The organism is Salinispora sp. H7-4 (assembly GCF_013416675.1).
Lineage (GTDB): Bacteria > Actinomycetota > Actinomycetes > Mycobacteriales > Micromonosporaceae > Micromonospora > Micromonospora vitiensis.
Genome location: NZ_JABZED010000054.1, coordinates 14,816 through 41,106, shown reverse-complemented (window position 1 = coordinate 41,106; position 26,291 = coordinate 14,816). Strand labels below are relative to the sequence as shown.

General features: G+C 68.1%; 24 protein-coding genes and 2 pseudogenes. 15 read left to right on the top strand and 11 right to left on the bottom strand.

The genetic code is table 11. The annotated features are described in order from the left end of the window. From H0524_RS21080 to H0524_RS25165, 3 genes are all read left to right on the top strand, one after another. Complete coding sequence (locus tag H0524_RS21080; RefSeq protein WP_255436129.1) at positions 1–909, top strand: AAA family ATPase; 909 nt, start codon at positions 1–3, stop codon at positions 907–909. Next, positions 906–1,493: a recombinase family protein gene (locus H0524_RS21075; protein ID WP_218942374.1), complete on the top strand. Its 588-nt coding sequence runs from the start codon at positions 906–908 to the stop codon at positions 1,491–1,493. The genes H0524_RS21080 and H0524_RS21075 overlap by 4 nt, the downstream gene beginning before the upstream one ends. Before the next feature lie 79 nt (positions 1,494–1,572). After that, positions 1,573–1,842 (top strand): integrase core domain-containing protein, encoded by a 270-nt coding sequence (locus H0524_RS25165; protein WP_255436128.1) that lies wholly within the window; start codon positions 1,573–1,575, stop codon positions 1,840–1,842. 106 nt (positions 1,843–1,948) lie between these two features. Here H0524_RS25165 and H0524_RS21065 read toward each other — a convergent pair whose 3' ends face one another. Next, positions 1,949–2,719: a dienelactone hydrolase family protein gene (locus tag H0524_RS21065; RefSeq protein WP_180200192.1), complete on the bottom strand. Its 771-nt coding sequence runs from the start codon at positions 2,717–2,719 to the stop codon at positions 1,949–1,951. A 253-nt stretch (positions 2,720–2,972) separates the two neighbouring features. Here H0524_RS21065 and H0524_RS25505 point away from each other — a divergent pair. Then, positions 2,973–3,904: pseudogene (locus H0524_RS25505) on the top strand (GNAT family N-acetyltransferase). Here H0524_RS25505 and H0524_RS25140 read toward each other — a convergent pair. Beyond that, positions 3,798–4,580: a VOC family protein gene (locus H0524_RS25140; protein WP_309225187.1), complete on the bottom strand. Its 783-nt coding sequence runs from the start codon at positions 4,578–4,580 to the stop codon at positions 3,798–3,800. The pseudogene H0524_RS25505 and the gene H0524_RS25140 overlap by 107 nt on opposite strands. 900 nt (positions 4,581–5,480) lie before the next feature. On the opposite strand from H0524_RS25140, the gene H0524_RS21050 reads away from it, so the two are divergent. Next, positions 5,481–6,461, top strand: a complete 981-nt coding sequence (locus tag H0524_RS21050; RefSeq protein ID WP_255436124.1) for an aldo/keto reductase — start codon at positions 5,481–5,483, stop codon at positions 6,459–6,461. A gap of 67 nt (positions 6,462–6,528) precedes the next feature. After that, positions 6,529–7,221, top strand: coding sequence for a dTMP kinase (locus tag H0524_RS21045; RefSeq protein ID WP_309225185.1), 693 nt, complete (start codon positions 6,529–6,531; stop codon positions 7,219–7,221). A gap of 129 nt (positions 7,222–7,350) precedes the next feature. Here the strand turns inward: H0524_RS21045 and H0524_RS21040 are convergent, their stop codons facing one another. Continuing rightward, positions 7,351–8,196, bottom strand: coding sequence for an AraC family transcriptional regulator (locus H0524_RS21040; RefSeq protein WP_180200191.1), 846 nt, complete (start codon positions 8,194–8,196; stop codon positions 7,351–7,353). A gap of 6 nt (positions 8,197–8,202) precedes the next feature. Between H0524_RS21040 and H0524_RS21035 the strand changes: the two genes are divergently transcribed. After that, a complete protein-coding gene (locus H0524_RS21035; protein WP_180200190.1) occupies positions 8,203–8,634 on the top strand; it encodes a DUF2000 domain-containing protein in 432 nt (143 codons plus the stop codon). Between the two features lie 284 nt (positions 8,635–8,918). On the opposite strand, the gene H0524_RS21030 is transcribed toward H0524_RS21035, so the two are convergent. Beyond that, positions 8,919–9,113, bottom strand: coding sequence for a hypothetical protein (locus H0524_RS21030; protein ID WP_180200189.1), 195 nt, complete (start codon positions 9,111–9,113; stop codon positions 8,919–8,921). A gap of 897 nt (positions 9,114–10,010) precedes the next feature. On the opposite strand from H0524_RS21030, the gene H0524_RS21025 reads away from it, so the two are divergent. Together H0524_RS21025 and H0524_RS21020 are read left to right on the top strand one after the other, a co-directional pair. Next, complete coding sequence (locus H0524_RS21025) at positions 10,011–10,823, top strand: nucleoside-diphosphate kinase (RefSeq protein WP_180200188.1); 813 nt, start codon at positions 10,011–10,013, stop codon at positions 10,821–10,823. Between the two features lie 86 nt (positions 10,824–10,909). Further along, entirely contained in the window at positions 10,910–12,112 is a 1,203-nt protein-coding gene (locus H0524_RS21020) for an amidohydrolase family protein (RefSeq protein WP_180200187.1), read from the top strand. Between the two features lie 72 nt (positions 12,113–12,184). Here the strand turns inward: H0524_RS21020 and H0524_RS21015 are convergent, their stop codons facing one another. Beyond that, positions 12,185–15,046 carry a BTAD domain-containing putative transcriptional regulator gene (locus H0524_RS21015; RefSeq protein WP_180200186.1) on the bottom strand — a complete coding sequence of 954 codons (2,862 nt, stop codon included), beginning with the start codon at positions 15,044–15,046 and terminating at the stop codon, positions 12,185–12,187. 185 nt (positions 15,047–15,231) lie between these two features. Here H0524_RS21015 and H0524_RS21010 point away from each other — a divergent pair, with 185 nt between their 5' ends. From H0524_RS21010 to H0524_RS21000, 3 genes are all read left to right on the top strand, one after another. After that, the gene (locus H0524_RS21010) at positions 15,232–15,939 is read left to right on the top strand and encodes a DUF4386 domain-containing protein (RefSeq protein WP_180200185.1); all 708 of its coding nucleotides are present in this window, start codon (positions 15,232–15,234) and stop codon (positions 15,937–15,939) included. A gap of 125 nt (positions 15,940–16,064) precedes the next feature. Further along, on the top strand, positions 16,065–16,391 hold the full coding sequence (locus H0524_RS21005) for a thiamine-binding protein (protein WP_180200184.1): 327 nt from the start codon (positions 16,065–16,067) through the stop codon (positions 16,389–16,391). Between the two features lie 357 nt (positions 16,392–16,748). Beyond that, a complete protein-coding gene (locus H0524_RS21000; protein ID WP_180200183.1) occupies positions 16,749–17,357 on the top strand; it encodes a DsbA family protein in 609 nt (202 codons plus the stop codon). Positions 17,358–17,391: 34 nt separating this feature from the next. On the opposite strand, the pseudogene H0524_RS25495 reads toward H0524_RS21000, so the two are convergent. From H0524_RS25495 to H0524_RS20975, 5 genes and pseudogenes are all read right to left on the bottom strand, one after another. Next, positions 17,392–17,999: pseudogene (locus tag H0524_RS25495) on the bottom strand (ABC transporter permease). Beyond that, positions 17,996–18,178, bottom strand: a complete 183-nt coding sequence (locus tag H0524_RS20990; RefSeq protein WP_180200182.1) for a hypothetical protein — start codon at positions 18,176–18,178, stop codon at positions 17,996–17,998. Before H0524_RS20990 ends, H0524_RS25495 begins: the two are co-directional and overlap by 4 nt. A gap of 343 nt (positions 18,179–18,521) precedes the next feature. Beyond that, complete coding sequence (locus tag H0524_RS20985; protein ID WP_180200226.1) at positions 18,522–19,769, bottom strand: MFS transporter; 1,248 nt, start codon at positions 19,767–19,769, stop codon at positions 18,522–18,524. Between the two features lie 427 nt (positions 19,770–20,196). Then, positions 20,197–21,534, bottom strand: coding sequence for an MFS transporter (locus H0524_RS20980; RefSeq protein ID WP_180200181.1), 1,338 nt, complete (start codon positions 21,532–21,534; stop codon positions 20,197–20,199). A gap of 107 nt (positions 21,535–21,641) precedes the next feature. Then, complete coding sequence (locus tag H0524_RS20975; protein WP_180200180.1) at positions 21,642–23,144, bottom strand: MFS transporter; 1,503 nt, start codon at positions 23,142–23,144, stop codon at positions 21,642–21,644. Positions 23,145–23,288: 144 nt separating this feature from the next. Between H0524_RS20975 and H0524_RS20970 the strand changes: the two genes are divergently transcribed. The 3 genes from H0524_RS20970 to H0524_RS20960 all read left to right on the top strand — a co-directional run bounded on the left by H0524_RS20970 (position 23,289) and on the right by H0524_RS20960 (position 25,738). Then, on the top strand, positions 23,289–23,816 hold the full coding sequence (locus tag H0524_RS20970) for a SigE family RNA polymerase sigma factor (RefSeq protein WP_180200179.1): 528 nt from the start codon (positions 23,289–23,291) through the stop codon (positions 23,814–23,816). Beyond that, on the top strand, positions 23,813–24,979 hold the full coding sequence (locus H0524_RS20965) for a hypothetical protein (RefSeq protein WP_180200178.1): 1,167 nt from the start codon (positions 23,813–23,815) through the stop codon (positions 24,977–24,979). The genes H0524_RS20970 and H0524_RS20965 overlap by 4 nt, the downstream gene beginning before the upstream one ends. Before the next feature lie 93 nt (positions 24,980–25,072). Beyond that, on the top strand, positions 25,073–25,738 hold the full coding sequence (locus H0524_RS20960; RefSeq protein WP_180200177.1) for a GPP34 family phosphoprotein: 666 nt from the start codon (positions 25,073–25,075) through the stop codon (positions 25,736–25,738). Positions 25,739–25,807: 69 nt separating this feature from the next. Here the strand turns inward: H0524_RS20960 and H0524_RS20955 are convergent, their stop codons facing one another. Beyond that, positions 25,808–26,230: a hypothetical protein gene (locus tag H0524_RS20955; RefSeq protein WP_180200176.1), complete on the bottom strand. Its 423-nt coding sequence runs from the start codon at positions 26,228–26,230 to the stop codon at positions 25,808–25,810. Positions 26,231–26,291: the final 61 nt, after the last annotated feature.

Below are 26,291 nucleotides of genomic sequence, written 5' to 3'. Positions count from 1 at the left end.
ATGACCGACCCCAACGTGCAGGTCGAGGACACCCCGGAGCAGTGGGCCGCCAAGGAATCGGCCGTCGCCTGCCTGGACATGGCGGAACCCATCGAGGAGGAACCGCCGGCCGAGGCGCCATTCGTGGTGACCAAGGAGTACCGGCGCTTCGCCGAGTTCGCCGACGCGGTCCGCCGCGAGCGCTACATCGGGCTCTGCCACGGCCCGCCCGGGGTCGGCAAGACTCTCTCAGCACGCCGGTACGCCCGCTGGGACCTCGTCGAGCACGCCGTGCAGACCTTCAAGTTCTTCCACGCCGAGACCATCCCGCGCGAGATCCTCGACACCCGTAGCGCCGTCTACACCCCGAAGGTCCACAACAGCCCTGGCCGGCTGGAGAAGGAACTTGCCCACATCCAGGACCGGGTCTCCTGGATGGTCCAGACCCTGCAACACCCCGACCACAACCCGCCCATGCTGTCGCGGCATCAGGGCCGCTTCGCCGAACTGCTGCTTGTCGACGAGGCCGACCGGCTCAAAACCCCGACGCTCGAACAGCTCCGCGACCGGCACGACCGCACCGGTATGGGGCTGATCCTCATCGGCATGCCCGGCATTGAAAAACGCCTCGCCCGCTATCCGCAGCTCTACAGCCGGGTCGGGTTCGTCCACCACTTCCGGGTGCTCTCCGCCGAGGAACAGGCGTTCGTCCTCGCCCGCCACTGGCCCGAACTCGGCTTGCACGACCCTGAGGACTTCACCACCGCCGAGGCCCTGGCCACGATTATCCGCATCACCAGCGGCAACTTCCGGCTTACCGCCCGCCTGGTCGCCCAGATCAAACGAGTCTTGGACATCAACCACCTGGTCGTGGTGACCAAGGAAGTCGTCGAGGCCGCCCGCGAGTCCCTGGTCATCGGCGTGCTGTGACCGTCATCGGCTACGCCCGGCCTCGCATGGGCGAGGAGACCACACAGATCCACGCCCAGCTGGTAGCCGCCGGCTGCACCGCAAATTACTTCGACGAGCAGATCTCCATCCGCGGCGCGCGGCCTCAACTCGAGTACGCGCTCGCCGCCATCCCGCCCGGTGGCGCACTTGTCGTCTGCCGACTCATCCATATCGGTCAGTCCCTGGAAGATCTGGTCGGCCTGCTTGACCAACTCAGCTGCCGCGGCGTCCAGTTCCGTTCCCTACACGAACAGCTCGACACCGCCGAGCACGGCGAGCTGCTCCTCCAGGTCACCCACGGGCTGATCGACGCTCGCAGGACCTGGCAATCCAAAGCAACACGCGATGGGCTCGCCGCGGCCATCGCCGCCGGTCGCAAACCCGGCCGGCAACCAGGACCGCCACCGCTCACGCCGGAGCAACACGAGTTGGCACACGAGCTCAAGGGCGCCGGCCTACCCATCACCGACATTGCCGACCTGCTCGGCGTCTCACGCGCCAAGCTATACCGCACACCACCACCCGGCACAGCGTCAACTAACGGCGAAGATTCAGCGCCGTAGACCTTCGAAGGTCACACTCGACACAGTCCTCGCCGACTCCGGGATCACAGCCGTGCGCAGCGGTGTCCGGATACCCCGCATGAACTCGATCACGGAACGCTGGATCCAAGCCTGCCGCCACGAACTCCTCGACCGGGCACTGATCTGGAACCACGCCCACCTGCTACACGCCCTACGCGAGTACGAACACCACCACAACCAGCACCGCCCGCACCGCGGCATCGCCAACGCCCGACCACTGCGTCCGCTGCCCAAGCCGATCACCGACCCCACAACGCTGACGCACCTGCACGTCCACCGACACGACAGACTCGGCGGCCTCCTCCACGAATACGAGAACGCCGCCTGACCAGCACGGATGAAATTTTCGGCACCCGCAGGGCGGGGCGTGTTCGGTCACGCTGATGCCCGGCTGCTCGCCGACCTAGCCGACGCGACCGGCCTGACCAGGGCGTTCAGCCACGCCCTTGGAGGTCTGCGGCAGCGGCAGCGCGGGCCTCCGGTACGTGAAGGCACTCCGCCAGCAGGGCCACGATGTCGAGCCAGGCCCGCTGCGCGTGCCGCTGGTGGTAGCCGACGCCGGGAAGCACAGTCTGGTCGGGCCCCATCGGTGGATGGTGGAAGGCGTGCAGGGCACCCCCGTAGACAACAAGCCGCCAATCGACCTCCGCGGCCTGCATCTCGGCGGTGAACGCGTCCCGTTGGGCCGGCGACACTATCGGGTCTTCCGACCCGACCCCGGCCCACACCGGGCAGCGGATGTGCGCCGCCTCGCCCGGCCGACCCGTGGTCATTGCGTTAATCGTTGCGATCCCGCGCAGATTGGCGGCGGCGCGGCCGAGTTCCAGCACGATTGCTCCCCCGATGCCGTAGCCGATGGCGGCGATCCGGTCCGGGTCGGTTCGTGGTTCGGCGCGCAGCACGTCCAGCGCCGCGTGGCCGATGCCCCGCATCCGGTTGGGGTCGGCGAGCAGCGGATTCAGGCGCGCCAGCATCTCCTGGGGGTCGGTGAACCAGCGTCCGCCGTGAATGTCGAAGGCCAGCGCCACGTACCCCAACTCCGCGAGGGCGTCGGCCCGGCGACGCTGAAAGTCGTTGAGCCCCGGCCCCTCGGGTCCGACCAGGACCGCCGGCCGCCGGTCGACGCCGACGGGCAGCGCGAGGTGCCCGATCATCGTCAGGCCGTCGGCCGGGTACTCGACCGAACTCGTCGTGATGGACGTCATGAAGCCGGACTATAGCGATCGTCGAGCCCGGCCAGGCACATGTTTCGCCACTGGCAGATGATGTTCTGATCCGCAGACTGTACGAGGAGGCTGCCATGAGCTTCCCGTGGCAGCGCGACGACGGGAGGGTCGTCAACAATTTCCTGGCAACGCAGACCCGGGAACCGTACCGTGACGACCGACGCATTCTCGTCGCCATGTCCGATCTGTACGTGACCACAGGCACCAATGAAAACCTACCACTGGAGGCGGCATGCGTATCCGGACAGCTGCAGAGGCTGAGGCCGGCTCGGTCGCCAACTTCATCGTGGACGAGCCGGTCAGCTGGATCACGAGGGAACGGTTCGACAAAGAATACGCCGAGCAGCGCTTTCGCCCGGAGTGGACCTGGATCGCCGAAGACGACGATGGACGGATCGTCGCACGCGCCCTGTGGTGGGGCCGCTCCGACTCCGAGCACCCGGTCGCCCTGGACTGCCTGCACGTCCTCGGCTCTGTCGAGGACCGGAGCTACTCGCGGCCGGACACGCGGCGTTCGAGCGGGCCGGCGCCAAGGGACGGCCCCAATACAACATCTCACTGGACAACGGCTGGCGCGAGCGACCCGAGGTAGCGGCGGCAGTGGCCTGGCGCAGCGAAGCGGCCCGCCGCGCCGGACTGATCGAGGAAGTCGAGCGGCTGCAGTACGAATGGACCCCCGAAGCTGGCCTCCCCGCACCCGCCACCCAGCTCGAATTCCACCCCGACAGCAACGACGAGACATTCCTCGAGGCCTTCAAGCAGATCGCCGTCGGCAGCCTCGACATCGCGACCCTGCGCGAACTGCCGATGCTCGGCGCGGACCGGCAGGCCCGCGAGGACGTGGAGTTCTACCTGAGCTGCCCCGGCTAACGGGAATGGTGGCGCCTGGCCTACACGTCAGAGGGCGAACTGGCCGGCATGGCCATCCCGTCGGCGACGCCATACAACCGCAACGTCGGCTACCTCGGCGTGGTCCCCGCGATGCGCGGACGCGGCTACATCGACGAGATACTCGGCGAGATCACCCGGCTACACGCCGCCGACGCAGCGAAGCTGATCACGGCGACGACAGACACCACCAACACACCGACGGCCGCGGCCTTGGAGCGAGCCGGGTACACCAACACCGAGATCCGGCTGATCTTCGAGGCCCCCGCGAGCTGACGGGCACCCCCGCAGGGCAGCCACGAAAAGGGCGACCCCGTCCCACTTGCTGGCATGGCGTCGGCGGATTCGTCCCGTTGAGCTTGTGCTCGACGGGACGCAGTGTTGCCAGAAGGGAGGCCCCGGTGCGGGCACGGGGTCTGCAGGTGCTCGATGGGTGCTCGGACGTCAGGTACTGACACGGACGCACAGGAACGTCTCCGCCCTGAAGAACGACCGCGCACTCTCGGCCGGCAGCCTCACGGACCACGGCGCGGCCTGTTCGAGGGACGGAAGGGCACGGCCCGGTTCCCGGACATCGCAGCGGCACGGATACGCGGGGGCGACGCCCCGAGGTGGTCGACCAAACCTTCGTCTCATCGTCGCTAACCTCCCAGCGGCGGTCCGGGCCCTGACCCACATCGACCCTGCCGGCGCCCAGGGCGATCGGCCGCTCCACCTCGTCCTTGGTGCTCGTGTCGATCAGGCTCACGTCAAGGTGGAGACGGTTCTTCACGGTCTCGCCCTCGGGCACCCGGACGAAGACCAGGGTGACCGGCATCTGACGAGCCCACAGATCCTCGAGGTCCGGCACCCCGGAGCCGATCTCGATGATGTCCTCGCCACGGTCGAGAACCGTGAACCCGAAAACCCCGCACCAGAAGGCAGCGAGCCCTTCCGGGCTGTGGCAGTCGATGCTCAGCCCTGCCCCTCTGGTTCGGGTACGCCGCCACTTCTACGGCCCTGGTGGTACTGGCACTGATGCCACTTCCGTGGATCGCATGGCTGGCGGTCGCCCTGCTTGGTGTCGGTAGCTACCTGCCCTTCGGGGTGAACGTCACACTCGGCCAGCGCTACCTACCGGGGCGGGCGACCACCGTCTCCGGCGTCACACTCGGCCTCGCGGTGTCCGTGGGAGGTCTTTTCGCCCCGGTGTTCGGGCTGATCGCCGACCGTGCCGGCCTCCACGCGGCACTGCTCACGTTGGCGGCAATGCCCATCATCACGATGGTCACGGTCCACCGTCTCCCCTCAGTGTTGAACGAGGCCGAAAATATCCGCCAGCGCGCCCGCGACTACCCAAGGCCACGGCGGCGCGCGCGGCGGCGGAGACGAAGCTGGCGGCCAGAATTGCACCGACTCCGCGTGCCGGGCCACCTCGGCAACGGGGACGCCGAGTGCAGGCCAGTCCGACGCCGAGTGCAATGGCAGCGTGGAAGATCCTCGCCCGGTCCAGATGTTCCGGTACGCCGCGTGCCCGGGCGATGGCCTTGACGGCGGCCTGGTCGGAGTCCGTCAGCCCGTAGCCATCGGGGCCTCCACCGTGCGAACGGGGAGGTTGGGCGCGAGCCGCCGTAGTGCTTGTCGGCTCCGCTGAAAAGTTTGGGGCCCGCGTTGACAGTGCTCGCTACAACAGTGAGGCGTCTCGAAACCGGGTGGCAGCTGGCTCTGGATCCGTTGCATGCTTCGACCCACGAGATAGGTCACCGTGGCTCCCAGGACCTGTGCGGACGTGACCCGTGCGGACCGACAGGTTCCCACTCCAGAGAAGGTGATGTGGACGATGGAACTGCGCAGACTAGGTGCTGACGGGCCGATGGTGTCAAGGCTAGCGCTGGGCTGCATGACCTTCGGGCAGGAGGCCGACGAGGACACGGCGTACGCGATCCTCGACGCCTTCGTCGAGGCTGGCGGCACGCTGATCGACAATGCCGACGTCTACGCCGACGGCCGCAGCGAGGAGATTCTGGGCCGTTGGATGCGGGACCGCCCGGAGCACCGCAAGAACCTGGTCCTCGCTACCAAGGGGCGATTTCCGGTTACCGGCCAGTCGGGTGCAGGCCTGAGCCGGGCCTATCTGCACCGGGCGCTGGACGCCAGCCTGCGGCGACTCGGCGTCGAACGAATAGACATCTACCAAGCACACGGGCCCGACCCCCGAGAACCCCTCGAGGAGTTCGCTGCCTTCGCCGTCGAGGCCACCGCGGCAGGCAAGGTGGCGCACGTCGGGGTCAGCAACTTCGCTGGGTGGCAGACGGCATTACTGCACTCCGAGATGCTGCGGTCCGGGGCTGCCGCACCGGTTTCGCTGCAGCCTCAGTACAGCCTGCTCGTGCGCGAGCCCGAGTGGGAGCAGCTTCCGGCGACTCGGGCGCTCAACATGGGCACCATGGTGTGGGGCCCGCTCGGGGCGGGCTGGCTGACCGGCAAGTATCGCCGCGCTTCCAGTGCGCCTTCGGGAAGCCGGCTGGGCGACGACCCGAACCGGGGTCTGGAGGCATTCTCCCGGCGCGGCACCGAGCGGAACTGGCGTACCGTCGAGACACTCGCCGAGGTCGCGGCACAACACGGCCTCACCTCGGCGCACGTCGCGCTGGCATGGGTGATGGACCGGCCGGGCATCACCGCTGCTCTGGTCGGTGCCCGCACGGCCGACCAGCTACGCACAAGCCTCCAGGCAGCGAACCTGCACCTCGATCCCGCCGCCATGGAGGTTCTCGACAAGGTCAGCGAGCCGGCGACTCCCGACTATCCCTACACGTTCCTCACGGAAGTGTCGGCGTGGAACGAACGCTGACCCGCGTAGACCGCGTAGCCCCCTGCGGGGCGGGCGATGCTCGCTGGCCCTAAAGAAAGGCTGATGCGTGTTTGACCTGAACGTTCCCGGCCGGCTGATCGCCATCGTCGGCATCGACGGAGCAGGCAAGACGACACAGGTGAAGGAGCTCGCATCGTGGCTCACAGCGCTCGGTGTTCCCGCACGTCAACTGCCGCATCAGACCCTTCTCCCGGTCCGACAGTCCCTCGACAAGATCGCTCGGGAAGATGGCTTCGAGGATCACCTCGACATGTTGGGTCCAGATATTATCCGCCTGATCCCGGCGTGCTGTAAATTTGTTACGCTCGCCGCGCTGAACGAAACGGCAGCCGATCCGGAATCGGTCACGTTGATGGATCGCTACACTTACTGTCAATATGCGGCAGTTCGGTTGCAGCGGGCGGACAACGAGGAGTTCCTGCGACGCCTCAACCGCGCGCTCCCCACTCCCGACCTGACCATCTTCCTCGACGTCGATCCGGCTGCCGCTCAACGACGTATCGAAGGTCGCGGCATCGATCGGGAGAGCATCGACTTTCTCGCCGGCTATCGACGTGCCTACCGGTCCCTACCAGAGTTCGACAGCTTCGTCGTTGTGGACGGCAACGGTCGACGGGAGGCGGTACAGCAGGCTCTGCGCGAGGTCGTCGCCAGCGCCCTCGACATTTCGGCCGCCCCTTCCCCAAGCGCCGCCCCTCCCCCAGGCGCCGCCGGTCCCACCCCAACCGGTAGACGCTGACGTGGTTGCGGGAGTCGGTACGGAACTCGGCACAGTCCCACCAGGACCATCGCTCCCATAATTGCCAACCCGCGCCGGCCGCCAACTCGTCGAGTTCGTCCGGCTGCCCTGCTGTCGGCCTCGGGCGGCTCAGCCCTTGCTGAACGCCTTCGGACTAACGCCGAGGATCCGCTTGAAGTGGCGGCTCAGGTGCGGCTGGTCGCAGAAGCCGCTCGCCCCGGCGACCGATCCCAGTGGCTCCCCGGCCAGAATCAGCCGGCGGGCCAGGTCGACCCGGCGAGAGATCAGGTACCGATGCGGCGACATGCCGAACTCGCGGGTGAACGACCGCACCAGATAGGCCGGGTGAAAGTGCAGCACGCGGGACGCCTCGTCGAGCGAGACGCCCGGCACGACGTGCTCCTCCAGCAGGTCCCGCAGCCGGTACGCCGGGGCCCGGTCGAGTCGCTCGGGCCGGCCCGCGTGGCCGAGCCGGGCGCGCAGCCGCTCGGTGATCTCTGCGAGATGGGTCTCGGCCTCGAGCTCCTCGCCGGCCTGCCCGATCACCGTGTGCAGGGCTGAGATCCGGCGGCGCAGCGCGGGATCGATGAACGCCGAGTTGTCCACAGCGGCCCCGACCAGGCCGGTGGGCAGCCGGTCCGGCTCCAGGTAGAACACGCGCTTGCGCAAGCCGTGCGGGTGGGCGGCGGTACCGTTGTGCGGTACGTACGGCGGGAGCAGGGTGACCAGGTCGCCGAACGCGCCGCGCTCGTGCTTGTCGAGGTCGTACCGCACGGCGCCATCGTCGACGATCAGCACGCTCCAGGTGTTGTGCGCATGCATCGGATAGGCGTGACCAGTGAGATGGGCGCGCAGCACCTCCACCACACCGCCCAGGCGCGGACGCCAAGCGGAGATCTCCATGCCCGCCGCGCCAGCGCTGGTCACCGACACGTCAAAATCGTACAAGACCGCGGGACCGGCACGGCCGATCATCGGATCATGCAATCTGACACCACATCCGTACGCTTCGACACCAAGATCGCCGTTCTCCTACGCGACGACCTGCTCACGTGGCAGCGCCTCAACATCACCGCGTTCCTGGTCAGTGGGATCGGCACGGCGGTGCCCGAGGTGATCGGCCAGCCGTACGAGGACGCCAGCGACGTGCAGTACCTGTCGATGTTCCGGCAGCCCGTACTCGTGTTCGTGGGTGGCAAAGAACTGCTCCAGGCGGCACATTCCCGGGCGATCGGCCGTAACCTGCCGGTGTCGGTCTTCACCTCCGACCTGTTCGCCACGAACAACGACCGGGACAACCGGGCCGCCGTCCGCGCCGTCACGTCCGAGCAGCTGGACCTGGTCGGGATGGCCACCTACGGCCCGCGTAACGCGGTGGACAAGGCACTCAAGGGCGCAAAGATGCATCACTGACCGGCCGGCCCCGCCGCCGGGATCGGCGCGCATTCCCACCAGGTTCCTGCCGGCCTACCGAGGTACGGCCCGGAACGGTCACCGGTGAGGTCAGGAGCGCAGCGACGACCTGCGGAGCCCGCGCTGGCGGCGGGGTGCCGGGTGGGTTCCGGCAAGCATGACCGACGTCGAGGAGCTGCGCGGCCGGCGGCCCTCAGGGTAGACAGTGTGTTGCGCCGCCAGAAATACGTCTCGGCGGGCGTCCTCCTCGTGGGAGCACATCCGCCGATTCGGGGGATGAGGGTTCAGGCTGCCTTGATCACGAGCTTTCCCCCACCCGTGTCGACATCGACGTTCGGACCCGACGCCGCGGTCGCTACCGCTACCTTCTTCGGCCCGCCACCGGCGTCGGCACTCACCTGGAACAGGCCACCGGGCAGAGCCACGTCGGCGCCACCACCACCGGTACGAACGCTCACCGGCTGCGGGGCCACGCTCATGGCGACCTTGACACCGCCGCCGCCACCGGAGTAAACCCCGAGCTTCGGGGACCCGTGCCAAGGGCTTCGCGTAGTCGGCTGAGGTGTGTTTGACCTGAGGTGTGTCTGACCTGGTCATGGTGATCACACCCAGGTCGTCACTCCACACCACATCGAAAACTATCTGTGCGAACCGACTCGAACCCTACTGGGAAGCCCTCCGGGTACGCGCGGCCACCAGCGTGACGGCCAGGACCGTCAACGAGATGACGGCGACGGATCGACCAATCCGGTCTATGCGTATCGAGTTACAGGCCCGAAACGCCGGTTCCCAATAGTTACCGTCTGAGGGGAGCGCCCGCCAGGGATTCAGATTGGTTTCCAACACGTTTCCGCAACTCATCTTTTCATGGTCACCCGGCGCGCGAATATTAATTGGCCAAGCCAACAGAAGCGCCACCAGGACACTGCCCAGCACGGCGACTTTGACGGGTGTCAGCCAGCGGCGCCTTCGACCACTCCGCTCAGCTCCAGCTGTCATCCAACGAATAGTAGGTCATGCGTGCCGCGCCGGCCCAGCCCGCCCACATCGATTCGGGGACCAGCATCCTGGCCAGCACCAGTCAACGCCCTTGGTGTCGGCCGGACGCAGCACCTGAGTTGGTCATCGGTTCTCGGAGTTTCGGAGTTTCGGAGCGGACCTTAAGGACCCTTCTTCGGGAATATCCCACTTAATCAGTATCTCAGCCAACACTCCGTTACACATCAGGGTGCGACTTTGAAATCATTACTTTGCGAACCGCAATCACTTATCCTACGTTCTCAACTCCTTCATGGAGTGTGCAACGGAACAATCCCGGCTTCCTGCGCCACGGTGCGGGCCGAGATTGAGAGTGGACAAGATTCAGGAGTAGGTGCGTGGACGACGAGCGACTGGCACTGGTCATGCTGAAGCCGGACGCGGTCCGGCAGCAGCTGACCGGCCCGATACTGCGCTGGCTGGCCGGCAGGGGGTTCGAGCCGGTCGAATTCCGGCAATTCCTGCTCTCCGCGGAGCGCCGGGCCAACCTCTACCGCACGACCCGCAGTGGTGGTCGGCTCGACTGGCAGCTCAACGCCGTCCTGTACACCCTGGGGCCGGTGCAGAGCCTCCTCCTGCGCGGTCCGGCCGGGGACCTGCCGGCGGCGAGCCTCGTGTCCGGGCACCTCAAGGGCGACTTCCGTCCGTCCCGGGCACAGCCCGGCACGATGCGGGCAGATCTCGGTGCGTTGAACCCCATCTTCAATCTGGTGCACTCCGCGGACGACCCGGCGAGCGTCCGGAGGGAGTCCCGCGTCCTCTTCGATGACGGTCCCTTCTTCAACGAGGCTGGGCTGTCGGCCGCTGCCACTCGGCCACCGACACCATTTCCCTTGTGGAGCACCGTCGCCGATGTGCTCCACCGATGGGCGGCGAAAGCAGGCGTGGCTGAGGCGACGCTGGCTGGGGTGAACTGGCCGGCGGACTCGGGTGGCCCGCGACACGATGCGCTGCGGGTGGCGACCCGGGCGGTCGAGGAGATCGCGGCTGCGTCGTCACCGGGCACGGCCCGGCTCCTGGTTGGGATCCGCACGGGCGAGACGACGTGGGCCGGATGGCGGGACCGGACTAAGATCGATGACGACCCTTGGCCCTCCTACCTCACGTACACCACCCTGCGCTATCTCGATCTTTGTCTGGAAACCCCGTGATGCATATCCGTCCTGGCGGAGAGCCCACAATCCCGGTCCGAAAGAGGGATCTGTTCGCCGACATCCGGGCCGATTGGAGCTGACCGATGGGCTTGGCGACGACTCAGGTGGAGACCATCTTTGATCCACGACTGGCGATCCGTGCGGCCCGCCTGTTCGACGGCTACCTGCTGCACGACGGCCCGGTGCTGCTCTTGGTAGCAGGCGGGCAGATCACCGATGTGGACGTTACCGGCGCTGCGCCCCCGCACGGGGTGCCGATGACCGATCTCGGAGATGTCACGCTCCTGCCCGGTCTGGTGGACGCGCACACACATCTGGCGTTCGACCCGCAGGGGCGCACCGAGCACCAGATGGTGCACGACGACGACGCCACGGTCCTGGGCCGGATGCGCGAACACGCGGCCCGCGCGCTGCGCGCCGGGATCACCACCGTCCGAGATCTGGGCGACCGGGGTTACCTCAGCCTGCGGTTGCGGGCCGAGTACGCCGAGGACACCAGCGGTCCACAGGTGCTCGCCGCCGGGCCACCAATCACGCGCAGCGGCGGGCATTGCTGGTATCTCGGCGGCGAGGCAGATGACACGGACCAACTGGTCGCGGCTGTTCACGCCCGAGCCGACCGCGGCACCGATCTCCTGAAGATCATGGCGACGGGTGGGATGACCACCAGCGGCTCGAACGCCGCAGCGGCGCAGTACACCCTCGACGAACTACGCGCGGTCACTCGGACCGCCCACGACCGGGGCCTGCCGGTCATCGCCCATGCCCACGCGACCAGGGGGATCACCGACGCGGTCACAGCCGGCGTCGACAGCATCGAGCACTGCACGTTCATGACCGCCGATGGGCTGAAACTCGATCCGGCGACGGTCGACGCAATCGCCGCGGCCGGGATCTTCGTCGGGTGCACGGTCGTGCGACCCAGAGACAGCATGCCCGAGGAGGTGCTTCGGACCATCGCGCCCTACTGGGAGAATCAGGCGTACCTGCGTCGCCGTGGCGTTCGCGTCGTCTGCTGCACCGACGCGGGGATCAGCCAGCACAAGCCCCACGACATCCTTCCGAGCGATGTCGGATACTTCGCCAGCCAGGTCGGCACCAACGCCGAGGCGTTGGCTTCAGTGACATCGTTGGCCGCGCAGGCGTGCCGTCTCGGTCATCGCAAGGGGCGGGTGGCGGTCGGCTACGACGCCGATCTGCTGGCCGTGGCCGGAAATCCAGTCACGGATATAACTGCACTGGTCCAGACTCGCGCTGTCTTCCGGGCCGGAAAGCGCGTCCACTGAACGTCCATCCAGCAGGGTGGAGTTTCGGCACGTGCACAACAGGCCGTCACGCGGCGCGGAGAGCAGCAGCCCTCAGCAACTGGCCGGGCTGGTCTGTTCGACAAGAAGGTCGTCGAGAGTCTCGCCGATCATGGCGAGGGCTTGCCGCTGACTTACGATCGTGGATCGAGTCGGTACGGGGGCAACGGCGGCGAGCTTTTCCCTGGCGTCGGCGACCATGGCCGCCCAGGCGGCGTTGTCGAGCGCGCCGGTCGTGTCGAGGAAGGCCAGGATCCGGGCGCCGTCGGCGAAGCGTGCCACTGCCGGCATCATCGTGACGAAGCTGATCATGACCACGCAGGCAGCGTGCATGTTGTCGGCCTCGAGCAGTTCTTCGACGTGGGCACGGAGTAGCTGATAGGCGGCTCTGCGGTCGCCGCGCCGGAACAGTGCCTGGGCGCGCACGGACTGGTTCGGCGAGTGGGTGCGTGCCGGCAGCGGCACGTCGATCGCCTGGTCGAACAGCTGGTCTGCGGCCGCCCGTTGACCTTGGAAGCTGGCGGAGAAGCCGAGCAGCATCAGCGTCCAGTGCAGCAGGGTCGGCGGGCCGTGGCTGCGGAACCGGTCAACGAGCGGGGTGAGCTGGGCTTCTCCGCGTGCGTACTGCCCCTGAAAGACCAACGCTACGCCGAGATCGACCTCGACCTGCGCGGCGAGATCGTCGGCGCCGAGTCGGCGTAGCTCGGCCAGCGCCGGCGGCGCCGTGTGGATCTGCGCGGCGTAGTCGTCGTGGACGTTGGCTCGCAGGTGCCGGGCCACCGGGTCGTCAGGGTCGCAGTGCTGCCGGATCAGGGTGTCGAACCCGGCTGGGTCCTGACGGACGTGATGGCGGGACGCGGCGGCGATCAGGCCGGCCACGACCCGCGGCCGGTCCTCGACCGGCACCCGGTCCTCGGCCGGCGTCCGGTCCTCGGGCGGTGCCTGTTCGAGGAGGCGTTGGGCCCACTGACCGATCTCGTGGCGGTGCCGCCGGGCGGCCTCGGTGGCGATCGGCCGGAACAGGTCATGGGCCAGGCGGTGGTCGCCGCTGGCAAAGGCCCGGTCAACCGCCACGCGCAGGTTGGGCCACAGCTCGTCCAGCTGGGCGACCCCCTGGACTTCCGTCAGGCCGGTGAGCTGGTCGTGCAGCGAGGCCACCCGTTCCCGTACGTATCGGGTGTGTGCGGCCTGGGCGGGTGCGGCCGTCGGTCCGGCGGCGAGGTGTTCGGCGGCGAACTGGCGTACTGGTTCCAGCAACCGGAACCGCTGGCCGAACGGGCCGGGTTCGGCGGAAACCATCGAGCGCTGCACGAGGCGGTGCAGCACATCGTTGACGTTCAGGCCGCTGCCGGCGGCAACGGCCGCGGCTCCGGCCCGGTCGACTGGGCCGGTACACACCGACAGCCGTTGCAGCAGGTCCTGTTCGGCCATGGTGAGCAGCCGGTAGGACCATTCGATCGTGGCGCGCATGGTGCGGTGCCGGTCCGCACCGGTCCGCCGCCCGCCGACCAGCAGCCCGAGCTGATCGTCGAGACGCTCGCGGATCTCCTGCGGGGTGTGACTGACGGTTTGGGCGGCGGCCAGCTCGATGGCGAGGGGAAGCCCGTCGAGGCAGCGGCAGATCTCCTCGATCACCTCCCGTGCGGCATCCGTCGTGCCCGCGGCGGTCAGCGCGTTCGCACGTTCGGTGAACAGGTCGGCGGCGGCCCCGGCAGCGGGTAAGGGTGGCACGGCGACCAGCCGTTCGTGACCGTGGTGGAGGCCGAGCGGTTCCCGTGCGGTGGCCAACACCCGCACCTGCGGGCAGCCGTCGGCGACGGCCTGGGCCAGGCGGGCCGCGCCGTCCACGACGTGTTCGCAGTTGTCGAGCACCAGCAGCGCCCGGAGGGAACTCAAATACAGCACAATGGACTCACTCAGCGACCGGCCTGGGCCCTCCTCGACGCGTACCGCCGCAGCGACAGCTTGGGGAACGTCCTCGTCCGTCGTGATCTCGGTCAGGTCGACCAACCAGGCGCCGTGCTCCAGCCGGGCCCGTTGCGCGGCCGCGACGGCGAGCGCGGTCTTGCCGATGCCGCCCGGCCCGACCAGGGTGACCACCGGGCTCTCGACCAACGCCCGGCCGATGCGGTCGAGGGCAGCGTCACGGCCGAGCAGTCGTACGGCGCGCCGGGGCAGCCGGTCGACCGGCTCGGGCCGCCGCGCGCCGCCGATACGGTGGTCCTGGCCGAGAATCGCCAACTCCAGGCGGCGCAGTCGCGGCCCGGGCTCCACACCCAGGTGCTCGATCAGCCGCTGACGGGCAGTGCGGTACGCGGCCAGCGCGTCGGCCTGCCGGCCCACCCGGTACAGCGCCGTCATCAGCAGCGCCCAGATGCCCTCCCGGAACGGGTACCGCGCGCTCAGCTCGGTCAACGGCCCCACCGTCGCTGCGGCGTCCGCGTCCACCCGGGCGGCGAGATCGGCCTCGACCGCGCCGAGCCACCGCTCGACCAGGCCGTCCACGGCGGCAGCCAGGCCGGGCACCGGCACCCCGGCCAGCGGGTCGCCGGTCCACTCGGCGAGCGCCCCGGCGAGGTCGCCGGCCTCGACCCGCCGGCCGAACCGGATCACATCGACCGCGTCGGCGGGCACATCGAGACGGTACGCGGCACCCGAGCGCACAATCCTCGTCGCGCCCAGACCGCCTCGTAGCCGAGCGATGTACGACTGCAGGGTCCGGACGGCGGTACGGGGTGGTTGCTCGCCCCACAGCAGATCGATGAGCCGCCAGTCGGGAACCGCCGTGCCGGGCTGCAACGCCAGGGCCGCCAGCAGCGCACGGCACTTACCCGCCCCGATGTCAACGGCGGCGCCGTTGCCGTCCACCACCTCGACCCCGCCGAGCAACCGGATGCGTACCGCCGGCCCTGCCATCGCCACTCCCGCGTCCGATACCCGCCCCGACCCGCAGCTCAACATTTTCGCAACGCCGGCACAACGCCGGTCCAACGTCTGCCCGGCACGATCGGTCCACCTCGATCGCGGGAGGCAGGTCGCCGCCCGTCGCTCGAACCCGCCGCAGCCCGACCCAGGGTTGCCACGATACTGCTGGAGGAACAATGTCCGACCGGTCCGCCGCCCGCCTCGCCGGCGCCCTCTTCCTACTGGTCATCGCGGTCGTCCTGGCCAGTTCGGCTGCTGCCGGCAGCGGCGCCGGCGGCATCGCCGAACGGCTCGACGACATCGCCACACACCCGTCCGGGGTACGGCTCAGCATCGTGCTGCTGGCCATCGCCGGCATCGCCACGCTGGGTCTGGCCGCCATGCTGCACGCCATCACCCGCCGACAGGACCCGTCCCTGGCCGCTTTCGCCCTGGCCTGTCGGGCGGTGGAGTCGGGGCTCTACGCGGTACAGATCCTCGGTGCCATGCTGCTCCTGTCACTCAGCGGACAACGCACGGACAGCGCCCGGGAACTGGGTGCGGCGACGGTCGACATCGCCGCGTGGAGCACGAACGTCGGCGCCTGCTTCTTCGCCGTCGGCAGTGCCGTGTTCGCCTACCTACTGCTACGGTCCGGCGCGATCCCCCGACCGCTGGCCAGCCTCGGCCTGCTCGCATCGCTGCTGCTTGCGGTCAGCGTCCCCGTGCAGAGCGCCGCCGGCGCCGTCACCGCCGAAGGCGCCGGAATACTGCTGTGGCTGCCGATGCTCGCCTTCGAAATCACCACCGGTGGCTGGCTCCTCATCAAGGGCCTACGGTCCACCGACCCCGCCCTCGCCCCTTTCACTGGCGTAAAGGAGAGCGACGAAGTGAGAACAGCATGACGAAGCAGCTCAACTCGATCATGAACGAAGGTAACACTGGATTCAGTCTGCGCTTCAGCTTCCCCACCGGCTCCCTGCAGATAGGCTGAGCAGGCCAGCTTCGCCAAACCTTGGAGGATGCAGCTATGCCCGTTCTGGTCGCGTTCTCGATCACTCCACTCAGCGTCGGCGAAGACATCGGTGAACTTGTGGCTGAAGCCGTACGCGTGGTCCGCGCCTCGGGTCTGCCGAACCACACCGATGCGATGTTCACCCTGGTCGAGGGCGAGACCTGGGATCAGGTGTTCAAGGTGGTCAAGGAAGCAGTCGATGCGGTGGCATTGCGGTCGCCGCGGGTCAGCACAGTCATTAAAATGGATTACCACCAATACAAATCGAACGCCATAACGGCCAGAATGGAAGCCGTCGACCGGTACCTTGCATCTGGTCACGAAGAAAAGTCATCAGCTTGATCTCGTAGTGGGTCCGCAGTCGGGCCGGGTCGTGCGGATACTGGCTTGATCTTCTGCGGCTGGGGCTCAACCGGGCCGGGTTTCGATCGGCTGGCGAGCAGCATCTGCACTTCCAGCGCCCGGTCTTCGATTGCGGGTGTGAGGTGCTCAACTGGCATCAGGGACAGTGGCGGGGCGGCGAACTGCCGGCGTCCCGCTTGTCCGGTGCGTGCTGAGTAGCCGAGTTCGAGGCGGGTGATGCGATGCCCGGGCGAACAGATCCTTGACCACTTGTCCGAAGCACGTCAGCATTCAGCGGCACACGCGAGGCCAAGGCCATGCTGTGGCTGTTGGATGCACGAAGGAGGGTGCCCGGCGGTGGATCGGTCAGTGGACTTCTGGTTCGACCCGAGTTGCCCGTACACCTGGATCACGTCGCGATGGATCGTTGAGGCGGCGACGGTACGGCCGCTGGAGATCCGCTGGCACGTGATGAGCCTCTCGGTGCTCAACGAAGACCGAGAGGTCGACCCGGAGGGTGACACCGAGGGCTACCTGTGGGGCCCGGTGCGCGTCTGCGTGGCTGTCGAGCAGCGGCACGGCCAGGACGGACTGGCCCGCTTCTTCACCACATACGGAAAGCGGGTCCACGTGGGCGGAGGATGGGCCGAGTTCGGCGACGTCCTGGCCGACGCCGGCCTCCCGGCGGACCTGGCCGCAGCGGCCGGGACGAGCGAGTTCGACGAGGCGGTCCGGGCGTCGCACGCGGCGGGCATCGCCCTGGTCGGCGACCATACCGGAACCCCGATCATCGCCGCCGACGACGCGGACGGGAACCGGGTCGCCTTCTTCGGACCCGTGATCTCGCGGATCCCACGGGGCGAGGAGGCGGGCCGGCTCTTCGACGGCGCGGTGCTGGTCGCCGGCGTAGCGGGCTTCCACGAGCTGAAGGGGCGACCGCACGCGGAGCCGCAGTTCGGCGGGTAGCGCCTCCACCGTGGCCCGCTAGCATCACCGGTGCTCAGCCGACGCGTTTCATGGCTTCCTGCTTACGGTCCTGCATCTTCGAACCTGACTCACGGCGTGCGGCGCGGCTCAACACGATCGGCGCCAGCAGAAGGCCGATGAAGGCCCAGGCAGCCGGAGATGCCGGCCAGGGCCATCGTGGGGAAGGTAGCCCAGGTGTTCGCCTCCCGGGGGCCCTTCACCAGCGACCCGACGATGATGCCCAGCGGCATGGTCGCCAGCAGCCCGAGCACGAACACCCAGAGCAGGGTGAGCCAGCTGCTGACGTGCAGAGAGGCCAGCCCATCCACCAGCAGCAGGCTGGGCACCAGGATGAGGACGAGCAGGGGCAGTGTGCCCACCGACAGGCCGAACACCCGAGTACGCGGCGCCGCCCACCGTCTGGAAGGCGAGCAGGCCGCCGAGCAGGCTCGGCATCACGACGGTGGCCAGCGACAGATCGGTCCCCTCGACCGTCGAGTCGCGCTGGAAGAACAGGACCGTCAGCAATACGGCCGCCAGTAGCAACCAATAGACAATGTCACCCACGTTCGTCAGGCTCTGCCGGAACTCGATCCAGCCTCGGCGCAGCCCGAGGCGCACGGCGTAGGTCGTCGGATTCACGCCCGAGCCCCCTCGCAGGACGCTGCCGCCTCGGTCAGCACCTCGGGGCGCCCGACAATGCCGGCGAGGGCATCATTCTGCCCGTACCACGTACACAGGTCGGGAGCTTCGATCGGGGCCGTCTCGTCCGGCGGACCGACGGTTGGCGCTGCCTCCTCCAGTTTCTGCACGCTCGGCATAAGCTACGCCCTCCACTAGGCCTCCTTGTACGAATGATAGTATATCTGCTACATACCGTGGTCACCCTAGTAGCTGATGACTGCACAACGAGTCACTACTCTTCGACAGGACCGGCCCTGCAAAGCTCGGCAACGGACCCGCGCCCTGCGGTGACGGCAAACCTCCACGGCAACCGGGGACTCCAGCTACACCAACGGTGCCGGCAGCAGCTCTTCACACACCCCGTCGGACTCGAGGAAGTTCCACTCCAGCGCCACCTCGGTCTCGACGCTGCCGGCCTTCACCTCGGCCAATGAATCCCAAAGGGCACGCCGTGCTCGGCGCGGTCCGAGCCGGCGCCCGTCAAGGGCGATCAGGACTGTGGAGTGAGGTCGATGCGGTAGCGGCCACGACCGGGCCGGTACCGGACAACGGAGTTAGCCGGGGTCGGAGGCGACGACGCCCGAGAACAGCCGCGAGCGCCCCGATGAAGCCACCGACCACCGCGAGCAGGAACGCGGCGGTGCTGTCGGTCGCGTCAACGACCTGGCCGCCGACGGCAGCTCCGGCGGCCAAGCCGACCGTCACCGCGCTGGACAGCCAGGCGAACCCCTCGGTCAACGCGGCGCGGGGCACCAGCGACGCGGCCAGCGAACTTCCGGAGATCAGGATCGGTGACACGGCGACACCCGCAAGCGCGACGCCGACGGCCAACACCGGCACGGTGTCCGCGAACACCATCGGTACGGCGACCACGCAGAGCGCGGCGGCTGATCCCACGAGGCGTTGCAGGGACGTGATCCGGCCGATCGGCACCGACCCGTATACCAGCCCGGCGACGAGGCTGCCGACCGCGAACAGCGCGAGCAGCACGCCCGCGGCGCCGGTGACGCCGCGCTCGGAACTGAACGACACCACAGCGACGTCGACCGCACCGAGAAACACCCCGAGACCGACATAGACGGTGAGCAGGACACCCATGCCCCGGGCGCGGACCGCACTCGCCCGCCGCCGCTGGGGCGCCCGCGGCGGTTCGGTGCGCCGCTGGACGGCGAGCGCAAGCGAGCCGAGCACAGTGAGCGCCAGGGCACAAAGCATCCCGGCCGCCGGGAACCAGCCCACCGCCAGGGCGGTGACCAACACCGGACCGGCCACGTAGATGACCTCGTCGAGGATGGATTCGAGGGCGTACGCCGTCGGCACCCGGGCCGAATCGACGAGCACCGTCCACCGGGCCCGGACCAGCGAGCCGAGTGGCAGGGCCGACGCTCCGACGAGCGCGGCGGAGCAGATCAACGTCCACGCCGGGGCGGATCGGCCGGCCAGGACTACGAGCGCCACCATCCCGAAGGCGTGCACGAGCACCGAGACGGCGATGACGATCCGCTGCCCGACCTGGTCGGCGGCCCGCCCCAACGCCGGGGCGGCAACCGCCTGCGCCAGCGTGAGCGCCGCGGTGACCACACCGGCGAGTCCGTACGAGTCGGTTTGAATGGAGATCATGAGCAGGCAGCCGAGGCTGCGCATCGACATCGGCAGCCGACCGACGAAGCCGGCGGACACGAAGAGGGCAGCACCCGGCGTGCCGAGCAGCTCGCGGTACGCGCGCAAAGCCAATCACCCTTTCCTCGGTTTCGCCAGCAACCCCATCAAGTAGTCGTCACCACTCGACCCGGCACCGACTACATCCGCATTTATGCCCACCACAGCAGGCTTCGATGCAACGACCAATACCTCCCCGAGGGAGCGCACAGATACGCGAGTTTAGAAGCGATGAGCTGATACGCGCCATCATGTTTCGCGCCCCAGAATTTTTCACACCGTTGACGGCTCGGAGCAAGACCGCCCACCGCCGGCATCCAATTTGTACAACCGGTGCAACCCCTTACCTCGACCGGTCGACGCGACCGGCGAGGAGCACGAACGTCACCACCCCAACCACCGAGATGATCCCCTGGCGCAGGGTCATGGCGGCCGGTGCGGCGGTGAGCAAGCGGCCAGTCGGCCGGCACCCAGGGGAATCGCTCATGTTCGGGTCTCAGTGCACGGCCTGGGCCGGCCCGGTGGGCGACGGCGCGAACGCGGCATTCAGCTCATCCCGGTGCCGGCGCAGCAATGCAATCACCCATACCCCGACGACCAGGCATCCGATGCCACTGACGGCGAAGACCGTGGGCACGTTCGTGGTCGCCGCCAGCACCCCGCCGGCGAGGGCGCCGATCGGGATACCACCCCAGACCAGCGTCCGATACGAGCCCTGCACCCGGCCGAACAGCTCCTCGGGGATGAGCGCCTGGCGCAGCGACATCGAGAGTACGTTTCCGATCATGACGAAGAACGCGGCCAGGCCGTACAACGTGCCACCGAGGATCGCGTTGTCGGTCAGGCTCATCGCGATCAGCGGCAGTGGGAACAGCACCGCGGTCAGGCTCAGGGTGCGGACCCGGCCCAACCGCCGGCTCACCGCCGGTGCGACGAGACCGCCCAACAGCCCGCCCACGCCGCCGCCCAGCATCACCAGGCCGTAAAAGGCCTCTTGCACCCGTGCCACCTCCAGCACGTAGAGCACCAGGACCGCGTTCGGCATGCTCTGTAGCGCCGAGGTGGCCCCGTTGACCGCGGCGAGCTGGCGCAGGAAGCGGTGGCCCCACAGCCAGCGCACGCCGGCCGCCAACTCGGCCCGGAAGCCGGCGGCCTGGGCAGCGTTCCGCTCCGGTGTGAACCGACCGGCGACCGTCACCATCACCAGCGCGGCGACCGCGTAGAAGGCCATGTTGCCGAACAGTGGTGCGGCCGCGACCAGCCCGAAGACCAGCGCGCCGACCGGCGCCCCGACGAAGGTCTGCATGCCGGTCTCCGCGGTCACCAGTAGCCCGTTTCCCCGGTCCAGCTGGTCCCGGCGCACGATCTGCGGCAACACGGCCCGGGCAGCGCTGTCGTAGAGAGTCTCGGCAACGCCGAGCATGAACACCACCACGTACAGCAACCAGATCGACGTCGTGCCGGTCGCGACCGTGCTGGCCAGCAACGCGACCAGCACCGCGCGGAACAGGTTGGACCGAATCATCACCCGGCGTCGGTCGGACCGGTCTACCAGCGTCCCGGCCGGCAGTGCGAACAGCAGCCAGGGCAGGAAGGACAGACTGGTGATGACCGAGATCAGCAGGGGGTCGCGGGTCAGGGTCGCCGCCAGCAGTGGCACGACAGCCCGGCCCACCCCGTCTGCGAGATTCGACGCCGCGCTTGATCCGAACAAGCGCCAGAACGCCCCGCTGAGCTGAGGGTTGACGGGCTCCGGCGAAGCTGCGGGACCTGCCGTCGCCAACTGTCGCTCGGCACTCCCCACGGAGGTCGACCTTCGCTTTGAAAGGGGCATCGACGGAACCTAGCACTCTGCTCACGGCAGGATGGGCCCGCTTTCTTGAGGTGCGGCAGGTGCACCGCGCCGGCATCGGTGGGCCCCGCCCGCACACCGGCTGTCACTCACGCCCCGGATCGCCGGTAGCGGAGCAGGCGGGTCCAGGTCCAGATCGAGTCGACCAAAAAGATGATCAGCCAGATCCTACTGGCGCCCAGCTGCCACGGCGCCTCGCCAAGGTCACCGTTGAGTGCCTCCAGCAGGGTGTACCGGCCGCTCGCGACCGCCGCGAGCCAGGAGTGGCCGAGTGCCGCGAAGGCCACCTGCCCGGCGATGAACACGGCCGCCCGGACGGTCCAGCGACGCCGCAGCTCTGCCGGCGAGCGGCGGCGCTGCGGTGGCGGCGCCGGTGGCACGGTCTCCGCCGCCGGCGCCGCCACCAGGAGGGAAACACCCGAGGGCTGGAGCGGTGGCCGGTCCGGTACACCGACGCGGCGCAGTGCGGCGGGGACGAGCGCCGCTCCCGCCACAAGCACGACGGCCGCGCCGACGCAGGCCCCGCGCCAGCCGCCACTCTGGTAGAGCGCGCCGGCACTCAGCGGGCCGAGGACCGCGCCGAGCAGGGTCGCACTCTGGTAGATACCCATGCCGCGCCCGAGGCTGCCGTCCGAGGCCTCGGCGGCGACGGTCTGCTCCACCGGGATCGCCGCAGCCAAGCAGGCAGCGGAGACCGCCCACAGTGCTCCGATGACGACCGGGTTGGCCGCGAAGGCCAACCCGACGGCGACGATGGCGCTCGCGACCAGCGACGAGGTCAGGGTTGCCGCGCGTCCGATCCGCCGTACGACTGCATACAGGCGCAGTGGCAGCGCGGTGAGAATGACGAAACCGGGCAAAAACACCAGTGCTATCTGACCGACGGTGAGTCCGAAGCCCCGCTGTAGGTGCAGCAATAGCAGCAGGGACACTCCGAACTCGACGGTGGAGGTGACCGCCACCACGACGAGCAGTGGGCGCAGCCGGCGGGTGACCTGTCGCAGGTCGGCCTGGGCGCGCGACCGCCCGCCGGTCTGCGTCGGGGTGGACAGGAGCAGTACCGCGGCCAGGAGGCAGGCAACCCCGGCGGTGGCGAAGACCAGCTGGTATCGGTTGTTGTCGAGGAGTGTCAGCGCGATGAGGAAGCCGATCCAGATGCCGGTCCCCTCGGCAGACAGCAGCCGACTGAAGATCGCCGCATCGTCGCGCAGGTGCTCACCGACGCGCGCTCGCAGCGCCACCCAGAACAGCGCGCCACCGATTCCGCCGCAGACAGCAGCGCCGAACGCCACGCCAAGGTTGTTGGCAAGCGCGTACCCGAAGAGTGAAAGCCCGAAGAGGATCGCACCGACCGCGGCCACCCGCGCCCGGTCGAAGCGATCGGACAGGACCCCGGCGGCCGGCCGACCCAGCAGGGACAGCAGCGCCTCGGTCGCGGCCAATGCGCCGACCTGGCCGGCGGTCGCGCCCATCGCCGCGCCGGCCCACAGCGGCAGCAGGAAGTCCAGCACCTCGGCCGGGCCTCGGGCCAATCCCGCCGCAGCCAGCACCCGCGGACTGCGGCGGTGGCCTGCGGCCTGAGCCGGGTACATGAACGCTTCTTACCATGATGTGATCACAGCCGCGCGCCCAGGACGCTCACCCACGCCGAGTTTCCATTCGTGAACTCGAACGACTCAACCCTCCCCTCGCCGACCGGCGTTAGACAGGTAGCGGATACGGGTCAGGGGGCAGAGATGTCGGGTCAGGACCAGTACGCGGGATTTCGGGAGTTCGTTCTGTCGCGGGGGCAGGCGCTCTCCCGGGCCGCCTACCTACTGACCGGTGACCACCAGGCAGCCGAGGATCTCCTGCAGGAGGCCCTGACCAGGACCGTGCGGCACTGGCGGCGAATCGAGCGCGACGGCCGCCCCGAGGCCTACGTCCGAACTGTCATGGTGAACCAGCTACGTTCGTGGTATCGACGGCGGCGCCCGATCGAGCTATCAAGCGCCAGCGTGCCGGACCGGTCGGGCGAGCCGGATGTCGCCGACCACGTGACCCAACAGGCCGCGCTCGCGCGCCTGCTGGCGCTGCTTCCGCCCCGTCAACGGGCAGTGCTGTACCTGCGGTACTACGAAGATCTGTCGGAGGTCGACACCGCTCGACTACTGCGGTGTTCGGTGGGCACGGTCAAGCGACACGCGCACGACGCACTCGTACGCCTCCGGAAACAGCCGGCGCACCTTTTGGATTCGCATCCCTCATCGGAGGCAAGGAGATGACCCAAGACTTCCGTAGCGCCTACCGTGAGCTCGCCGAAGAGGCCGGTAGCTACGCAGACCCGGAACGGGCGATCGCGGTCGCGCGTCGCCGTCGGCGAAACAGCATCCTGGTGTTGCCGGCGGTGCTGACGGTCGCGATCACGATCGGCACCGCCCTCGCGGTACGCCCAGATTCGGGCCCGGCACCCGCGCAGCCCCTCGGACCCGGTGTCACCGCGTCAGCCCAGGCCCCGGCGGCCACGAAGCCCTTACCCTCGACCCCGGTCGGTCCCGCCACACTGGTGTACGCGCCGTGTGAGACGTGCGCGACCCAGATCGTGCTTGCTACCGGCGCCCACCACCTCGTGCCCTCGGACGAGGTCGGCATAGCCGCGAACAACGCATCGCTCTCCCCAGACGGCCGGTGGCTCAGCTACCCGGCGGACCGAGACATGAAGATCCGCGACCTGACCGGCGACCGCGTCTGGACGGTCGCTTCGTCCGGACCGCAGCGTCGGGTTGGCGTCTGGGCCTGGTCGGTGGACTCGTCCCGGCTACTGCTCGGCGACTACCACGACGGGCAGGACAACACGTACACGGTGCTGCGACTCGACACCGGCACCCGCACCGCGGTGGACGTCGCCGAGGAGGACCTCATCGTCGGGATGCTGCCGACCGGTGAGGTGCTGACCACGCCGGACCTGCTCGGCCCAGACCGGCAACGCAGCACTCGAATCACCCTCACTGTCGGCACCGAAGCGGCAGCACGCACGATTGACGTCGATGCGACCCGATGGCTCGACACCACCGAGACGGTGGTGTGGCACAACGCCGTGCACCCCGCCGTTGACGGCGGATACTCGCTGGTCGTCTTCACCTATCCTGGGGCGGGCAGACCGGAGCCGCCGGACTGCGGGTTGTGCAGCGAGGCCGACCCCACGGCCGTGCTTCGGGTCAACGCCGCCGGAGAGATTACCGACCGCCAGGACATCCCGTCCCGGGACAACCGGTTCCAATACTGGTACGTCGTCGGATCGGATGGATCCGATGTCCTATTCGGCAAGGTGGAGACCCTGATAGGTCAGCAGGCAACCACGCTCATAGCCGTCCAGCCGGACGGACACCTCCGGGAGATCACCACGCTACCCCAGGAGGCGGTCATCAAGGCACCCGGCGCCCGTTAACGCTGAATCCGTTCCCATACCTGACTGAAGGCAATACGGGATGCACTTCTACTGGCGATTGTCCGCTACCGACACCGGGGGTATTATTGCCGGGTGACTGCACTTTCGCTAACTGAGGAGCTGGCATTACTTGCCTTGTGCGAAGACGGCGCATTTCGTGGCCCACCAGAATACCTTGATCTTGGCCTGGCGGCCGGGCTGCTGGCAGACCTGTCCGTCGCCGAAAAACTCGACCACGTCCAGGGAAACGTCATGGTCAGGAGTGCGGAGCCAACCAGTAACCCCCTGAATAATGCGGCACTTCGCGAGGTCGAGCAAGACCGAAAACTTCGCGCCCCGCAGCACTGGGTCGTTCGTTTGACCAAGGATATCCAAACCCGCGTGGTCACCAAACTGACACGAGATGAACAACTGACTCGAGCGAGCCGAAAGAGGTTTTCCCTACTTCCGGCTGAACGATATCAAGTGACCACCCTGGGTGAATCCTCCCTAGCCGAGGCGCGGCAAAGCCTCAGGCTCGCAGCACTTGATGCCGGAAATATCGATCAAAGAACTGCGAGCCTCTGTGCGCTGGTTAGCGCCCTGGGCTGGAGCTCGGGCCTGGTGCCTGATTTACCCGCTCAAGACGTGGACCGCCAGTTCACTGCGATGCACCGTTCATGCTGGTCCGCCAGCGCGCTGTCGGAACTGATCAGCGAAAAGCGGGCCGGGCCATGGGGCCCGACCGTTGCCAAGATTGTCACGAACCTAAATGACTAGCCACCCATCACCGGTAAAATACGACCGATCCGGATAGGTGAATCTCCTGGGGCACGCGGGGAACACCGGCTACCCACCGGGACAGCTGGCCTCGCCGCCGCTCCGCTCCTGGCACCTCGTTGGTGCTGGAGGTGGAGGCGAGGGCGGGTTGATATCCCGGTACGCCTCAGGGGCCACCGGTACTGCGAGTAGGCAGAGCCCAAACGCGATCAACAGGTAGACAGCGGCAGTCCGGCGTAGTTGCCCGCAGACGGCCACGACGGCGATCACCATCGGGCCGGCCACCACCTCGACCGCCAAGAGCAGCAGTGCTGTGTCTCTCCTACGCACCCAGTCAGCACGGGCACGCTGGGTCATGTCGGGATCGACCCAAAACAGTCCGGAGCCGATGTCGATCAGCCAATTGAGCAGCACCAGCGCGCCGAGGAGCCATGCCACCGTCAGCAGCACGACGGCGCTTGGCGCCCAGGGTGCCGCAGGCCGACGATCCATGCCGACAGGTTAGCCACGACCAGCAAGGGGTGGCGGGGGCGACGGCCGGTGGCGGCAGCTG

What these genes read in the sequence shown, in the direction of transcription:
- H0524_RS21080 (WP_255436129.1), top strand. Translation starts at nt 1, where the DNA reads ATGACCGACCCCAACGTGCAGGTCGAGGACACCCCGGAGCAGTGGGCC.
- H0524_RS25165 (WP_255436128.1), top strand. Translation starts at nt 1,573, where the DNA reads ATGAACTCGATCACGGAACGCTGGATCCAAGCCTGCCGCCACGAACTC.
- H0524_RS21065 (WP_180200192.1), bottom strand. Translation starts at nt 2,719, where the DNA reads ATGACGTCCATCACGACGAGTTCGGTCGAGTACCCGGCCGACGGCCTG.
- H0524_RS21050 (WP_255436124.1), top strand. Translation starts at nt 5,481, where the DNA reads ATGGTGTCAAGGCTAGCGCTGGGCTGCATGACCTTCGGGCAGGAGGCC.
- H0524_RS21040 (WP_180200191.1), bottom strand. Translation starts at nt 8,196, where the DNA reads ATGATCGGCCGTGCCGGTCCCGCGGTCTTGTACGATTTTGACGTGTCG.
- H0524_RS21035 (WP_180200190.1), top strand. Translation starts at nt 8,203, where the DNA reads ATGCAATCTGACACCACATCCGTACGCTTCGACACCAAGATCGCCGTT.
- H0524_RS21030 (WP_180200189.1), bottom strand. Translation starts at nt 9,113, where the DNA reads ATGAGCGTGGCCCCGCAGCCGGTGAGCGTTCGTACCGGTGGTGGTGGC.
- H0524_RS21020 (WP_180200187.1), top strand. Translation starts at nt 10,910, where the DNA reads ATGGGCTTGGCGACGACTCAGGTGGAGACCATCTTTGATCCACGACTG.
- H0524_RS21015 (WP_180200186.1), bottom strand. Translation starts at nt 15,046, where the DNA reads ATGGCAGGGCCGGCGGTACGCATCCGGTTGCTCGGCGGGGTCGAGGTG.
- H0524_RS21010 (WP_180200185.1), top strand. Translation starts at nt 15,232, where the DNA reads ATGTCCGACCGGTCCGCCGCCCGCCTCGCCGGCGCCCTCTTCCTACTG.
- H0524_RS21005 (WP_180200184.1), top strand. Translation starts at nt 16,065, where the DNA reads ATGCCCGTTCTGGTCGCGTTCTCGATCACTCCACTCAGCGTCGGCGAA.
- H0524_RS20990 (WP_180200182.1), bottom strand. Translation starts at nt 18,178, where the DNA reads ATGCCGAGCGTGCAGAAACTGGAGGAGGCAGCGCCAACCGTCGGTCCG.
- H0524_RS20980 (WP_180200181.1), bottom strand. Translation starts at nt 21,534, where the DNA reads ATGCCCCTTTCAAAGCGAAGGTCGACCTCCGTGGGGAGTGCCGAGCGA.
- H0524_RS20975 (WP_180200180.1), bottom strand. Translation starts at nt 23,144, where the DNA reads ATGTACCCGGCTCAGGCCGCAGGCCACCGCCGCAGTCCGCGGGTGCTG.
- H0524_RS20970 (WP_180200179.1), top strand. Translation starts at nt 23,289, where the DNA reads ATGTCGGGTCAGGACCAGTACGCGGGATTTCGGGAGTTCGTTCTGTCG.
- H0524_RS20965 (WP_180200178.1), top strand. Translation starts at nt 23,813, where the DNA reads ATGACCCAAGACTTCCGTAGCGCCTACCGTGAGCTCGCCGAAGAGGCC.
- H0524_RS20955 (WP_180200176.1), bottom strand. Translation starts at nt 26,230, where the DNA reads ATGGATCGTCGGCCTGCGGCACCCTGGGCGCCAAGCGCCGTCGTGCTG.